We start from the raw sequence: 13,695 nt of genomic DNA, 5'->3' as shown, positions 1-13,695 counted from the left end.
CACATCTGTCAGAAGTCCGAGTCCTTCTCCGTAAAAGGAGCACCATGTCCCTCCCCGTTACGCGTCGGATCGCCCGAGCCGCCCTGCTCGTCGCAGCAGGCGCCGCTCCCGTGGTCGCTGCGGCCGGTACCGCGAGCGCAGCGAACCTGCCTGTCAAGGCACCCGACCTGGTCGGCGGACTCACGGCGCCCCTGGACTCCCACAAGACGGGCGACACCCTCGACCGCGCCGCGCACCACGGCGTCGGCGTGCTGAACGAGGCCGGCAACAAGGCGGCGACGAAGCTCGCCCCGGCGCTGGTCGAGACCGCCGGCCCGGTCGTCAAGAAGGCCATGCCGCTCACCCAGGGCGCGGCGGACAAGGCCGAGAAGGTGGTCCGCCCGGTCGCCAAGGAAGGGGTCTCGACCGACTCGCTGCCGGTCAAGGCGGCCAGCGGCCTGCTCGGGGCGCCGGACGCGCTGGCCGGGAAGGCCGCCGGGCTGCTCGGCGCGCCCGACGCGCTGGCCGGGAAGGCCACCGGGCTGGTCGGCGGGCAGGCTCCGGGCAGGCTGCTCGGCGGGCTGCCGCTCGGTGGCCAGGCGTAACGACGGGCGAACGACGCGCAGGGGCCCGGGGAGACACCCTCCCCGGGCCCCTGCGCGTGTGCGTTCAGCCGGCGCGGCTTCATCCCGCCAGGCGGCGCACCGCGGCGGCCACCCGCTCGTCGGTGGCCGTGAAGGCGATCCGGACGAACCGCTCGCCCGCGGCGCCGTAGAACTCGCCGGGGGCGACCAGGATGCCGCGTTCGGCGAGGGCGCCGACGGTCTCCCAGCAGGGTTCGTCGCGGGTCGCCCACAGGTAGAGCGACGCCTCGCTGTGCTCGATGCGGAAGCCGTGGTTCAGGAGCGCCTCGCGCAGCGCCGTGCGGCGGGCGGCGTAGCGCTCGCGCTGCTCCCGGACGTGCGTGTCGTCGCCGAGCGCCGCCACCACCGCGGCCTGGGTGGGCGCCGAGGTCATCATGCCGCCGTGCTTGCGGATCTCCAGCAGCGGGCCGAGGACGGCCGGGTCGCCGGCCAGGAAGGCCGCGCGGTAGCCCGCCAGGTTGGAGCGCTTGGAGAGCGAGTGGACCGCGACCAGGCCCTCGTACGAGCCGCCGTTGACGTCCGGGTGCAGGACCGAGACCGGGTCGGCCTCCCAGCCCAGTTCGAGGTAGCACTCGTCGGAGACGAGGAGCACGCCGTGCTCGCGGGCCCAGGCGACGATGCCGGTCAGCTCGTCCTTGGACAGGACCCTGCCGGTCGGGTTGGACGGCGAGTTCAGCCAGAGCAGCTTCAGGTGCGCCGGGTCCAGGTCGCGCGGGTCGTCGTAGACCTCGTGGTCGGCGCGGGCCAGGCGGGCGCCGACCTCGTAGGTCGGGTAGGCCAGGCGCGGGTAGGCGACCTTGTCACCGGGGCCGAGGCCCAGCTGCGTCGGCAGCCAGGCCACCAGCTCCTTGGAGCCGACGATCGGCAGGACGTGGTGGTGGGTGACCCCGCGGGCGCCCAGCCGGCGCTCCAGCCAGCCGGTGATCGCGTCGCGCAGGGCGGGGGTGCCCCAGACCGTCGGATAGCCCGGGGAGTCCGCCGCGTCGATCAGCGCCTTCTGGACCAGCTCGGGGACCGGGTCGACCGGGGTGCCGACGGAGAGGTCGACGATCCCGTCGGGGTGGGCTGCGGCCGTCTTCTTGTACGGCTCCAGCTTGTCCCAGGGAAAGACCGGAAGGCGTGCGGAGACTGCGGACACGGGGTGGCTCACTTTCCTCGGTGCGGCAAACGCCTCGGTCCCGTACGGCGGCGATCAAGGCGATCGGGCCGTACGGGACCGGGGCGGCGCCGTGCGGCCGCTGATGACGCCGGGGAGGGGGAGCCGGCCGGCTCCCTCCGCCCGGGCGGTTACTGGTTCTGCGGCGGCAGCGCTGCGATGAAGGGGTGGTCGCGCTCGATCAGGCCGAGCTTGCTGGCGCCACCGGGCGAGCCCAGCTCGTCGAAGAACTCGACGTTCGCCTTGTAGTAGTCCTTCCACTCCTCCGGGGTGTCGTCCTCGTAGAAGATGGCCTCAACCGGGCAGACCGGCTCACAGGCGCCACAGTCGACGCATTCGTCCGGGTGGATGTACAAGGACCGGGAGCCCTCGTAGATGCAGTCGACCGGGCACTCCTCGATGCACGCCTTGTCCTTGACGTCGACACAAGGCTGCGCGATGACGTAGGTCACGCTGTCGTTCCTCCTCGTTAGGGCCGGCGGACCGATTGGCGGTACCGCCGCAGGGCGCGCGGGAGCGCGGCGTCGTCGATGCCCGCCACCTAGTATCTCCGTTCCCGGGCACGAGACGAACAAGAGGGGCGGTTTGAGCGATGGAATTCCTGGCCGGCGGTCGCGCGGAGGTCCGCATCACCCGTGCTGACGTGGGCAAAAGGGTATCCGTCCGGCGCCTCACCGGGGACCGGGAGGGGGGAGCGGCGTTCACGGACGCGGTCGGGGTGCTCACATCGTGGGACGAGGGTGTGCTGAGCATCACACGCCGCTCCGGTGAGTGCGTACGGATCGAGGAGTCCTCACTGGTCGCCGCCAAGGTCGTGCCCGCGGCCCGGCCCCGCAGGAAGGTCCCCTCCGCCGGCGCGCGCGAGCTCCAGGAGGTCGCGGCGCGCGGCTGGCCCGCCACGGAGACCGAGCGTCTCGGGGAGTGGACGCTGCGGGCGAGCGGGGGATTTTCCCGGCGGGGCAATTCGGTGCTGCCGGTCGGCGATCCCGGTGTGCCGCTGGACACCGCGCTGGAGCGGATCGCGCAGTGGTACGCGGCGCGCGGGCTGCCGCCGGTGATCGTGGTCGCCACCGGGCGCGCGGACGCCGACGAGGCGCTCGCCGCCGAGCTGGAGCGGCGCGGCTGGGAGGGCGAGGCGCACACCCGGGTCCTGATCTCGGCGCTGGCCCCGCTGGCCGACACCGACGCGGACCTCTCCCGCGTCACGCTGTCCCGGGAGCCGGACGAGTCCTGGCTGGCCCTCTACAACCGGACCGGCGACGCCGGCGGCCCGGGCCCCGCGGCGCTGAAGGTGCTGACCGGCGGCCCGTCGGTGTGGTTCGCGACGGTACGGGGCGAGGACGGCGGGGCGGCGGCCATCGGGCGGCTGGTCGTGGACGGTCGTTGGGCGGGCTTCGCGGCGGTGGAGGTGGCCGCGGCCCAGCGGCGGCGGGGACTGGCCTCGCTGGTCATGGCGGCGCTCGCCGAACGGGCGCTGGACGAGGGCGCCTCCGCGGCGTACCTCCAGGTCGAGGCGGACAACGCGGGCGCGCTGGCGCTCTACGAGCGGCTCGGCTTCACCGACCACCACGGCTATCACTACCGGCGGGCCCTGCCCGGCGGGCGCTGAACGGGTATCGGTCAGGTATGGCATCCCGTACGCCTGAGGAACCCGGGCCGGAGTCGGACGCGCGGGCCGCGCGGCGGCGCCGGTTCGCCGCGGCCGCGCGCGAGGAGCGGCCCGATCTGTCCCTGCTCTGCCTGCTGGTGGCGGCCGAGGCCGATCCGGGGCTGGACGAGGCGGGCATGGACGCGGCCCAGATCGAGCTGGACCGGCTGGCCGGGCTGCTGCCGTACCACCCGGCGGGCGGCCCGGGGGCGTGGGCCCGCAATCTGGCCGAGCTGCTCGGCACCCGCTGCGGCTTCGGCGGCTCGCCCGCCGACTACCGGCGGCTGGAGTCCTCGTTGCTGCACGAGGTGCTGCGGCGCCGCCGCGGTCTGCCGATCCTGCTGTCGATCGTGTGGATGGAGGTCGCCCGGCGGGCCGGCGCACCGGTGTACGGGGTGGCGCTGCCGGGCCATTTCGTCGTCGGCTTCGGCGATCCGGCCGGGGCGCATGTGCTCGCCGACCCGTTCGCCGGCGGGCGGCCGCTCACCGACGAGGACGCGGCGCTGCTGGTCGCGGGGGCGACCGGCGGGCAGCTGACCCGGCCGATGACGGCCCCGGCCGATCCGCGGGAGATCGTGCTGCGGGTGCTCAACAACATCCGGGCCTGGGCCGAGGCCCGGCCCGAGCACAGCGCGGTGCAGCTGTGGGCGCTGGACCTGTCGCTGCTGCTGCCCAGCCATCCCGCGCGGCTGCGCCATGAGCGGGCCCAACTCCTGGTCCGGCGCGGGGAGTTCCTCGAAGGGGCGGCGGAGCTGACGGAGTACGCCGAGGTGGTGGCGGCGGTCGACCCGGCCGGTGCGGAGACGATCCGCCGTCAGGCCGCGGCGGCCCGCGCGATGCTCAACTGAGCCGCCTCGGCCCGGCGGCCGACGACCAGGACGGTGGCGTCGTCCTTGAGGTCGCCGCCGGTGAAGCCCTCCAGGTCGGCCCGGAGGGTGCGGGCCAGCTCGGGCGGTTCCAGCCGACTCCAGCCGGCCAGCCGCTCGCCCAGGGGGTAGAAGGTGCCGTCCGGGCCGCGCGCCTCGGTCACGCCGTCCGTGCACAGCAGGATCCGGTCTCCGGGCTCCGGGCGGACCGGTGCGCCGCGCCGCGGTTCGCCGCCGAGCGTGCCCAGGCCCAGCGGCAGCCCGCCCTCGCCGTCCTGGCGCTCGTACACCGCGCCGTCGCGGATCAGGTAGTACGGGATGTGGCCGCAGGACAGCACCCGGCCGCGCGGCGGCCCGGTCCCGCCGTCCCGCACCTCCATCAGCAGCGCGGTGACGAACCGCTCGTCGGTGCCCTGCTCGGCCGAGCGCGCGTTGTAGCGGGCCAGCGCCTGCTCCATCCGGTCGGCCACCGTCTCCAGGGCGTCGTGGTAGTGCGCCGCCTCCCGGAACGCCGCCAGCACCTCCAGCCCGGCGCCGATCGCCGGCATGCCCTTGCCCTGTACGTCGCCGATCATCAGCCGCAGCCCGTGCGGGGTGTCGACGGCCTCGTAGATGTCGCCACCGACCCGGGCGCCCTCCTGGGCGGAGACGTAGAAGCCGTACGCCTCGACCGGGCCGGCGCGCAGCGGCAGCTCGCGCAGCATGGCCCGCTGCACGGTGTCGGCCACCAGGCTGGTCCGGGCGTGCAGTGCCTCCCGCTGGAGGCGGACGCGGCACAGCATCACGGAGAAGGCCGCGGCCAGGCAGGCCCCGAAGACGGCGGTGATCCGGCTGACCGGGGCCCAGTCGGCGACGGTGAAGGTGTCGACGTACGTCAGGCACACCAGGTAGACGGCCGCGACCAGCACGGTCCGCCGGAGGGAGCAGCGCAGCGCGGCGTACAGCGGGGCGATGCCCAGGAAGGCGGACTGGTGCAGTTCGGGGCCGATGTCGACCGCGTCCAGGACCGTGACGCCGACGATCACGAGGATCAGCACCACGGTGGTGCCGCGGCCGCCTTCCGGGGCGCGGTTGAGGGGCATAACACTTCAAGCCTGCGGGACGGGGCCCGACGGCGCACAGGGGCGAAGGTCCCCGGGGCAGGCCGCCGGCCCGCGGGTGCTTACAGCCAGCCCTTGTCGCGGGCCGTGCGGACCGCCTCGGCGCGGTTGCGGGCGCCGGTCTTCTGGATGGCGGTGGAGAGGTAGTTGCGGACCGTGCCCTGGGACAGGTGGAGGGCGGCGGCGATCTCGGCGTTGGTGGCGCCGTCCGCGGCGGTCCGCAGCACCTCCCGTTCGCGCTCGGTGAGCGGGCTGGCGCCGTCGGCCAGCGCGGCCGCCGCCAGCGCCGGGTCGATGACCCGCTCGCCGCGCAGCACCCGGCGCACCGCGTCCGCGAGCCGGGCCGCCGGGGCGTCCTTGACCAGGAAGGCGTCCGCGCCGGCCTCCATGGCGCGGCGCAGATAGCCGGGGCGGCCGAAGGTGGTGAGGATGACGATCTTCACGCCGGGCAGTTCGCGGCGCAGCACGGCCGCCGCGTCCAGGCCGGTGAGGCCCGGCATCTCGATGTCCAGCAGGGCGACGTCCACGTCGTGCGCCCGGGCGGTGGCCAGCACCTCGTCGCCGCGCGCCGCCTGTGCGACGACCTCCAGGTCCGCCTCCAGCGACAGCAGCGCGGCCAGCGCCTCCCGGACCATCGACTGGTCCTCGGCCAGCAACACCCTGATCATGCCGGTCAGCTTAGAGGGTGGGCGGGGGCCTTCGGGCGGGCGTACGGCGGCTGGCTACGCCTGGCCCGGCAGCGGCTCCGCGGCGGTCTCGGCGACGGGCGGCGAGGGGGCCGGGGCGGCCAGGGGCACGTAGGCGCGCAGCGCGAAGCCGCGGCCGCGCGGGGCCGGGCCGGTCTCCAGGCGGCCGTCGGTCAGGGCCAGGCGCTCGCGCAGGCCGGTCAGGCCGTTGCCGTCGTGGCCGCCGCCGCGCGGCGGCCCGATGCCGTCGTCGATGACCGCGAGGCACAGGTAGCGCCGCTCGTCGGCCTCCCACTCCTCGGTCAGCAGCAGCTCGCAGCGGCGGGCGCCGCTGTGCCGGACGACGTTGGTGACGGCCTCGCGCAGCGCCCAGGCCAGGGCGCCCTCCTCGTCGGCCGCCAGGCCCCGGTGCTCGTCGTCCAGCGCCGGGTCGACGGCGGCGGTGATGCCGGCGGTGCGCAGCGCGGCCCGGACCCCGGCCAGCTCGACGGCGATCCGGGGGCGGCGGTAGCCGGTAACCGCCTCCCGCACGTCGACCAGGGCCTGCCGGCTGACCCGTTCGATGTCGGCGACCTGGCGGGCGGCGTCGTCCGGGCGGTCCGGCAGCATCCGGCCGGCCAGCTCGCTCTTGAGCGTGATCAGGGAGAGCGAGTGGCCGAGCAGGTCGTGCAGATCGCGGGCGAGCCGCAGCCGCTCTTCGTTGGCGGCGAGCCGGGCGACCTCCTGGCGGGCGGCGCGCAGCTCCTCGGTCGTACGGATCAGGTGCTGCACGCCGACCATCGCGAACCCGCTGAGCAGGCAGGGCAGGGCGTACGCGAAGAGGTACATCCGCACGTCCGGGTAGCGCGTGCCGACCAGGACGAGGACGGCGGTCAGCGCCGGGATGGCCCACCGGGACGTCCGGAAGGGCTGGGTGACCGCGACCGCGACGGACACGAACGTGAACAGCACCAGCCATTCCGGGCCGAGCGTCCAGGACAGCAGCACGGCCAGCGCCGCGATGAACACCGCGCACGCCCGGAGCGCGCCCGAGGGCATCGGCCTTTGGGCCATGTGCCGGAAGACCAGGGTGAAGTAGACGCCGACGAACGTCAGGAAACCGACCCAGCCCAGCACCTCGTGGACCGGGGACAGTCCGCCCTCGGCGAGGCTCCCGATCGGGCCCGCGAGGTACCCGAACCAGATGACGATCCAGGCGGACTTCACCAGTGCCTGGCGGCGGGTGCGCGGCGGGGTGCCGATCTTCACCGGGTTGTCGTCGGTCTCCGCTCCGCTCATGCCCTGCGGGTGTCCTTCCGGTAGAGCCAGGCCGCGCCGCCGGCGAACAGCACCAGGTAGCCGGCGAGGATGGCGATGTCCTTCACGTGTGGCGCGGCGCCGGCCTCGACGGCGGTGCCGAGCGCCGTGTACGCGTGGGTGGGCAGCCATTCGGCGATGTCCTGCACCCACTGCGGCAGGATCGTCAGCGGCATCCACAGGCCGCCGAGGAACGCCAGGCCGAAGTAGATCAGCATGGCGATCGGGCGGACCGCGTCACCGGTGGCCAGATAGCCGATGGCGACGCCCAGGGCGGCGAAGACGAAGCTGCCGAGCCAGGTGCCGGCGGCGATCGCCAGCCACTGCCAGGCCTCCAGCCGGACGCCCTTGACGAGGGCGGCGGCGAGCATGACCAGCACGATCGACGGCAGGCTGACGGTCGCGGCGGCGGCCATCTTGGCGGCGACGTAGCCGCGGCCCGGCAGGGCGGTCAGCCGCAGCTGCCGCACCCACCCCTTCTCGCGCTCCTTGGCGATGCGCTCGCTGTTGCCCAGCAGCACGGCGGTCATGGCACCGAATGCTGCCATGGACACCATGAAGTACAGCCCCATGTCCAGTTTCATGCCGGGGAGCGGCGTGCTGTCCGCGCCGCCGGCGATGATCAGGTACAGCGCCGGCGGGTAGATCACCGAGAAGAACATGAACTTCTTGTTGCGCAGCGCGCGGACGATCTCCAGCTTGATCAGGGTGGTCATCGGGCCGCCTCCTCGGCGGTGGCGGGGCTCTGGTCGGACGCGGTGGTGAGGGCGATGAAGGCCTGCTCCAGGCCGAGGCCGGCGACCTCCAGGTTGTGCGGGTAGAGGCCGAGGCGGTAGACGGCGTGCACGGTGGCGTCGGCGTCCTGGGACTGGATCCGGACGGTGCGCCCGGAGCCCGCGGCGGAGCCGCTGTTGGACACGGTCAGCGAGGTCAGGTACGGCAGGCCGTGCAGCGCGTCGTGGTCGACCGGCTCGTCGAGGTCGAAGGTGACCCGGCGGGCGCCGGCCCGGGCCTTGATCTCGGCGGCGGTGCCGTCGGCCAGCACCCGGCCGCGGTGCAGCACGATCACCCGGTCGGCGATCGCGTCGGCCTCTTCGAGGTAGTGGGTGGCGAACAGCACCGTGCGGCCCTGCTGGGCCTGTCGGCGCATCGTGCCCCAGAAGGTCTGCCGGGCCGAGACGTCCATGCCGGTGGTCGGCTCGTCCAGCACGATCAGGTCGTTGGCGCCGGCGGTGGCGAGCGCGAAGCGGACCCGCTGCTCCTGGCCGCCGGAGAGCTTGTCGACCATGCGGTCGGCGATCTCGGTGATGCCGGCGGTGTCCATGATGTCGTCGAGCGGATAGCCGCGCGGGTGCAGATCGCGGGCGAGCTTCACCAGCTCCCGGACCTTGACGCCCTCCATCAGGCCGCCGCTCTGCAGCATGGCGCCGACCCTGCCCTGCTCGATGGCGTGCTGCGGGGTCGTGCCGAAGAGGGTCACCGTGCCGGTGTCCGCGCCGCGCAGGCCGAGCAGCAGGTCGAGGGTGGAGGACTTGCCGGCCCCGTTCGGGCCGAGGAGGGCGACGGTCTCGCCGGGGTGCAGCTCCAGGTTCAGGTCGGCGACCGCGCGCACCGCGCCGTAGCTCTTGCTGACCTGACGGAAGCTGACCACCGGTGCCCGGTCCGCCTCCTGGGCGGTGGTGGCTGTGCTGGTCGCTGTCGTCGTCATGCTGCCAGCTTCCCGGTCGCGCCCCGGTGCCCGGCAGTGTCGGACGTACGCACTCCGGCATGACATCTGTCATGGGGGAGGCCCCCTAGGGGTTCTCCCGGGGCGGTGCGCCGGGAGTGCCTCCAGGGGGCCTCGGGCCGGTGGCCGGCCGGTCGGCCGGAGTCGTACGGTCCGCGGTCAGCCGTCCGCGCCGACGGTCTGGACCCGCTCGGCGGGGGTGCGGCCGAGCAGCGCCTTGGCGACCGCGCTGGCCACCTCCTCGACGGTGACCGGCTTCTTCGAGCCGTCGCCCTTGGTGAGCAGCACGCCGTTGAAGGTGTCGCCGTAGAGCTCCTTCAGGGCCGTCCGGTCGTAGTACGGCACCAGCTCGCCGTTGCTGCCGATCTTGAACGACAGGAACTTCGGGATGGACTTCTGCGGGCTGAACGAGACCGCGTGAGCACCCGAACGGACCGTCACCAGGCCGGACATCGCGGGCTCGGCGTACTGCTTCATCGCCCGGTCCACCGCGGCCTTGCTCACCCGCGGCTGCTGGGTGCCGGCGGTGAGCACGACGGGGGTGTCGGTGCCGTTGGTGACCCGCTCGCGGTAGGCGTCGGTGACCTTCTGGCGGGACGCCTTGACGTCGATCGCCTTGTGCGGGACGCCGTAGTGGGGCACCGCCTTGCCGTTCTCGAAGGTGATCCCGCCGTCCTCGGCGGCGCCGCCGGGACCGGCGACGTTCTCCAGCGCGACGGCCAGCTTCTCGTCGTCGACGACCATGGCGGGCTTGGCCGTTCGGTCGACGCCGAACAGCGAGCCGATGACGGAGACCGGGTTGTAGTCCCGGCCGGCCGCGTTGCGGACCGTCGCCTGCGGGTCGATGTCCAGGCCCGCCTTGGCCGGCAGCAGGGTCTCGGCCTTGCCGTCGACGGTGAGCTTGAGCGGCGCGGTGCGGCGGTCCTTGAGCGCCGACTCCAGCTTCTTGACGGCCTCTTCCTTGGTGGTGCCGCCGATGTCCACGCCGAGCGCGGTGGTGCCGTTGGGCACGTCGGCGTGGTCGAGCAGCAGGCCCGCGCCGTAGGCGACGCCGGCCAGGACGACGACCGCGACGCCCGCCAGGACCAGCTTGTTGCGGCCCTTCTTGGGCGGGTTGATCGGCTCGGGGATCTTGGGCCGCGGCTTGGGGGCCGCGCTGTCGCCGTCACCCGGTGCGGAGGCGAACGGCGAGGGGGCCGACGGGCCGTCCGCCCCGGGGGTCGCCGGGATGCCGCTGACCAGGGTGTCGCCGGACACCCGGTCGCGGCGGCCGGGCGCCTGGCCCCGGGTGCCGCCCTTCGGGCCGCCCTTCGGGCCGCCGGACGCCGGGCCGGCCTGCGAGCCGGGCAGACCGCCCGAGATGCCGCCGGCGCCGAGGCCGCTGCCCGGGCCGGTCAGCGGACCGGGGGCCTGCGGGGTGAGTTCGGCGGTGTCGTCGATCTTCGGTGCCGGGCCGCTGAAGCCGGGCGGGAGGTTGAGCGCCGAGTCGCCCGTGGCCGGGCCCGTCGTGGGGCCGGCGGGGCCGTTCGGGCCGGGCACCGGGGCGTCGAAGGGGCTGTGGTCCCGGGTCACGCCGGTGGGGGCGTCGAACGGCGAGGCGCTGCCGTGGCCCGCGCCGTCGAACGGCGAACCGGGGTCCCGCGGGCCGCCGTCGAAGGGCGAACCGGCGTCCCGCTGCCCGCCGTCGAACGGCGAGGGGCCACCGGACCGGGCGCCCTCGTCGAACGGCGAGGTGCCGCCCTGCGCCGCCGGGGCGTCGGAGAAGTACGGCAGGTCGGGGCGCTGGGGCGTGCCGGTGCCCGACGGGCCGCGCGGCGGGGTCGTACCGCCCGGGGCGGGCGGCGCGGGGTGCGATCCGGTGCTCGACGACGAGCCGGCCGCCGGGGACGGCCCGGCCTGCGGCTTGCGCGGCGCGAACCAGTCGCTGGTCTTCTCGCCGCGGCCGCCCGTGGTGGCGTCGTCCGCGGCGGCCTCCGGGCGGGGGGTGCTGCCGGTGCGTTCGGCACCGCGCTCGGCACCGCGCGCCGGGCGCGGGGCACCGCGGGAACCGCCGGACGCGGCCGATCCGTTCATGCCGGACTCCTCACCGACGGGCTTGCGCACGACGACCGGCGGGATCGGGCGGGAGCCCGGAATGTTGATCTTGATCCGCGTCGTCAGCGTGGTCTCGGTCTTGGGCTCCTCCGGCTGCGCCGCGGCACCGGGCGCCAGCGCCTCGTCGGCGTCTCCCCTGGGCGAGCCGTACGGCGGCGTCCCTGACGGGTACGCGGCTCCGCCACGGCCCCGCGGGCCGGAGGACGAACTGTCAGATTCACGACTCAAAGCAGGTTCTCCCGGTTGGCGCTCCGCCGCTCGTCAGAGATGATCCCCGGCCTCAGGACCGGAGGGTGCCCCCAGGGCGGCGCGACGGCGCGCACCACCATACTGTCCGCCGGGGGCGGGCACCCGGGGAGCTTACGAACACCGCCACCATGGGCGAACCCCCTGCGCCGGGGCCGTTCGCCCGGACCTGCGCGGCATACGTCCCGGTATGCACCACGTCATCCGCCAACTCGGCCGGGCTGGGCGCCCGTCGTGCGCATCTGGGCCGCGGTGGCGCAGATCACAGCCACCAGGATGCCGCCCAGCAGGAAGACGTAGGAGCCGGCGCCCGGGCCGAACAGGAAGTCGCCTTCCGGCCGGACGTCGCTCAGCAGCAGGAACACCGTCACCAGCCAGGCCGCGCCGGGCACCAGCGCGCCGGCGGTGGTGCCAGTCGCCCGGGTACCGCCGTAGAAGAGGCCGCCGACGGCCGCCAGCGCCAGCACCAATCCGCCCGGGAACCAGGCGGCTTGCACCAGCGTCCCGGCCAGCGCCACCAGCACGCCCGCGACCAGGAGCAGCACGTATATGCCGATTCGTCCGGGGGTGAGCGGGGCCGGTCCGGCCGCGGGCGCGGCGGGCGCGCCGGACCCCCTGCGGGTCCCGGACCCACCACCGGACGCCGCGCGGGACCGCTGCCCCTTGCCCGCGCCGCCCTTGCCGCCGTCAGCGGCCGCGCCGCCGTTGCCGCCCTTCGCCGTGCTCATTCCGCCGCCTCCTCAATCCGGGCACTGTCCTCCATACCCACCATTTCGCCGGTACCCGCGAAGAGGTCGTCCTCACGATCCCCGGCCACCGCCCCCGGAACGCCGTGCACCAGCCGATAGTGCTCCGTGCCGAACAGCGGCTGCCCCAAGTCGTTGGAGAGCGCGAAGAACGGCCCGTCGACCGCGATCTGGGTGTAGTGGGCGCGCATCGCCGCGGCCTTGGCGGCGGCGTACTCCGGGCCGCCGGAAATCGAGGCGGTGACCTCGGAGTCCGGCACCACCCCCGGTACGTCGTCGACGGTGGCCACGCCGGGGAAGCTGTGCCCGGCCGCCTGCAGCCGCGCGAAGCCCTCCTCGACCACGGAGCGGGGGTTGCAGTTCCAGTAAATCTTCCCGATCGCATACGCGCCGCCCAGCTCCGGCCGGAAATCCGCCTGCGCGGCCAGCTCGGCGCCGCGCATGGCCACGCGGTGCGCCTTGATGTGGTCGGGGTGGCCGTATCCGCCGTTCGGGTCATAGGTGACCAGGACCTGCGGCCGGACCTCACGGATGACGGCCACCAGATCGGCGGCCGCCGCGTCGAGCGGGGCCTGCCAGAAGGAGTCGGGCCGATCGTTCTGCGGGGCGCCCATCATGCCGGAGTCGCGGTACCGGCCCGGCGCGCCGAGGAAGCGGTGGTCGGTGACGCCCAGCTCGGCCATGGCGGCGGCCAGCTCACCGTCGCGGTACGGGCCGAGGGTGTCGTCCCGGTCCGGCGCGAGATGCGCGAGCTCGGGCGGAATCACCTCGCCCTCCTCGCCGCGCGTGCAGGTGACGAGGGTGACCAGCGCGCCCTCGGCCGCGTACTTGGCCATGGTCACGCCGTTGTTGATCGACTCGTCGTCCGGATGGGCGTGGACCAGCAGGAGACGACGGGCGGAGGGAGGGTGCGCGGTCATGCGGACAAGCCTACGAGCCGCCGCCGACACCCTCACCCCGCGCTCGGGCCCCGCCGACCGGGGACCGGCCGGAACGCACCGCGCAGGACGTGCCGCCCGGAACGCACCGCTCAGGACGTGCCGCCCGGCCCGCTGCTCAGGACCCGCTGCTCAGAACTTGATGCCGCCGATCATGCTGGCGACGTTCGTCGTCAGCTGCTTGACCGTCGGTGCGATGGACGAGCTGGCCAGATAGAAGCCCAGCAACATACAGATGAAGGCATGCGCGGCCTTCAGCCCGGACTTCTTGACGAGCAAGAAGACGATGATCGCCAGCAGCACCACCGCCGAAATCGAGAGTGCCACGGCGGCTCACCTCCAAGTATCCACGGCCCGAACAGAGTTGATGGTGCACGGACCGCGGTCGCGGACCCGCACACCGGGGTATGCCAAGGGCTCTTTACCCCGTACCCACTACGCGCAAGGGATCATAACTTTCCGTCCAAGCGCATAAGTCGGAGCACGGAAGCAGACCGGGGGCGCACACGATCTTCACGAGCGCGACGCGGTGAGCCGGACAATCCCCCACTCACGAACCGGCCCGATCCG

At 74.1% G+C, this 13,695-nt stretch carries 14 protein-coding genes; 3 read left to right on the top strand and 11 right to left on the bottom strand.

Features of this window, described 5'->3' with window-relative positions; translation table 11 throughout:
• The first annotated feature begins 44 nt into the window (after positions 1-44).
• Complete coding sequence (locus V2J85_RS20640; RefSeq protein WP_261955854.1) at positions 45-584, top strand: ATP-binding protein; 540 nt, start codon at positions 45-47, stop codon at positions 582-584.
• Between the two features lie 79 nt (positions 585-663).
• Here the strand turns inward: V2J85_RS20640 and V2J85_RS20635 are convergent, their stop codons facing one another.
• Both V2J85_RS20635 and fdxA read right to left on the bottom strand, forming a co-directional pair.
• The gene (locus tag V2J85_RS20635; protein ID WP_261955855.1) at positions 664-1,761 is read right to left on the bottom strand and encodes a bifunctional succinyldiaminopimelate transaminase/glutamate-prephenate aminotransferase; all 1,098 of its coding nucleotides are present in this window, start codon (positions 1,759-1,761) and stop codon (positions 664-666) included.
• 149 nt (positions 1,762-1,910) lie between these two features.
• The gene (gene fdxA, locus V2J85_RS20630; protein WP_018089397.1) at positions 1,911-2,231 is read right to left on the bottom strand and encodes a ferredoxin; all 321 of its coding nucleotides are present in this window, start codon (positions 2,229-2,231) and stop codon (positions 1,911-1,913) included.
• Positions 2,232-2,371: 140 nt separating this feature from the next.
• Between fdxA and V2J85_RS20625 the strand changes: the two genes are divergently transcribed.
• Together V2J85_RS20625 and V2J85_RS20620 are read left to right on the top strand one after the other, a co-directional pair.
• Positions 2,372-3,388, top strand: a complete 1,017-nt coding sequence (locus V2J85_RS20625) for a GNAT family N-acetyltransferase (RefSeq protein WP_261955856.1) — start codon at positions 2,372-2,374, stop codon at positions 3,386-3,388.
• A gap of 17 nt (positions 3,389-3,405) precedes the next feature.
• Positions 3,406-4,275, top strand: coding sequence for a transglutaminase-like domain-containing protein (locus tag V2J85_RS20620; RefSeq protein ID WP_330822408.1), 870 nt, complete (start codon positions 3,406-3,408; stop codon positions 4,273-4,275).
• On the opposite strand, the gene V2J85_RS20615 is transcribed toward V2J85_RS20620, so the two are convergent.
• From V2J85_RS20615 to V2J85_RS20575, 9 genes are all read right to left on the bottom strand, one after another.
• The gene (locus tag V2J85_RS20615) at positions 4,242-5,375 is read right to left on the bottom strand and encodes a PP2C family protein-serine/threonine phosphatase (protein ID WP_330822407.1); all 1,134 of its coding nucleotides are present in this window, start codon (positions 5,373-5,375) and stop codon (positions 4,242-4,244) included. The two genes, V2J85_RS20620 and V2J85_RS20615, sit on opposite strands and share 34 nt — an antisense overlap.
• 80 nt (positions 5,376-5,455) lie before the next feature.
• Positions 5,456-6,061, bottom strand: a complete 606-nt coding sequence (locus V2J85_RS20610; protein ID WP_261955859.1) for a response regulator transcription factor — start codon at positions 6,059-6,061, stop codon at positions 5,456-5,458.
• Positions 6,062-6,115: 54 nt separating this feature from the next.
• Positions 6,116-7,357, bottom strand: coding sequence for a sensor histidine kinase (locus V2J85_RS20605; protein WP_261955860.1), 1,242 nt, complete (start codon positions 7,355-7,357; stop codon positions 6,116-6,118).
• On the bottom strand, positions 7,354-8,091 hold the full coding sequence (locus V2J85_RS20600) for an ABC transporter permease (protein WP_261955861.1): 738 nt from the start codon (positions 8,089-8,091) through the stop codon (positions 7,354-7,356). Before V2J85_RS20600 ends, V2J85_RS20605 begins: the two co-directional genes overlap by 4 nt.
• Positions 8,088-9,083, bottom strand: a complete 996-nt coding sequence (locus tag V2J85_RS20595; RefSeq protein WP_261955862.1) for an ABC transporter ATP-binding protein — start codon at positions 9,081-9,083, stop codon at positions 8,088-8,090. The genes V2J85_RS20600 and V2J85_RS20595 overlap by 4 nt, the downstream gene beginning before the upstream one ends.
• Positions 9,084-9,260: 177 nt before the next feature.
• Complete coding sequence (locus V2J85_RS20590; protein ID WP_330822406.1) at positions 9,261-11,423, bottom strand: hypothetical protein; 2,163 nt, start codon at positions 11,421-11,423, stop codon at positions 9,261-9,263.
• A gap of 218 nt (positions 11,424-11,641) precedes the next feature.
• On the bottom strand, positions 11,642-12,169 hold the full coding sequence (locus tag V2J85_RS20585; RefSeq protein WP_330822405.1) for a DUF6113 family protein: 528 nt from the start codon (positions 12,167-12,169) through the stop codon (positions 11,642-11,644).
• The gene (mshB, locus tag V2J85_RS20580; protein ID WP_330822404.1) at positions 12,166-13,107 is read right to left on the bottom strand and encodes an N-acetyl-1-D-myo-inositol-2-amino-2-deoxy-alpha-D-glucopyranoside deacetylase; all 942 of its coding nucleotides are present in this window, start codon (positions 13,105-13,107) and stop codon (positions 12,166-12,168) included. The genes V2J85_RS20585 and mshB overlap by 4 nt, the downstream gene beginning before the upstream one ends.
• Before the next feature lie 150 nt (positions 13,108-13,257).
• Complete coding sequence (locus V2J85_RS20575; RefSeq protein ID WP_261955866.1) at positions 13,258-13,452, bottom strand: hypothetical protein; 195 nt, start codon at positions 13,450-13,452, stop codon at positions 13,258-13,260.
• Positions 13,453-13,695 lie beyond the last annotated feature (243 nt).

This window comes from Streptomyces bugieae (assembly GCF_036352915.1).
Lineage (GTDB): Bacteria > Actinomycetota > Actinomycetes > Streptomycetales > Streptomycetaceae > Streptomyces > Streptomyces endophytica.
This window is presented reverse-complemented; position numbering and strand designations above follow the sequence as displayed.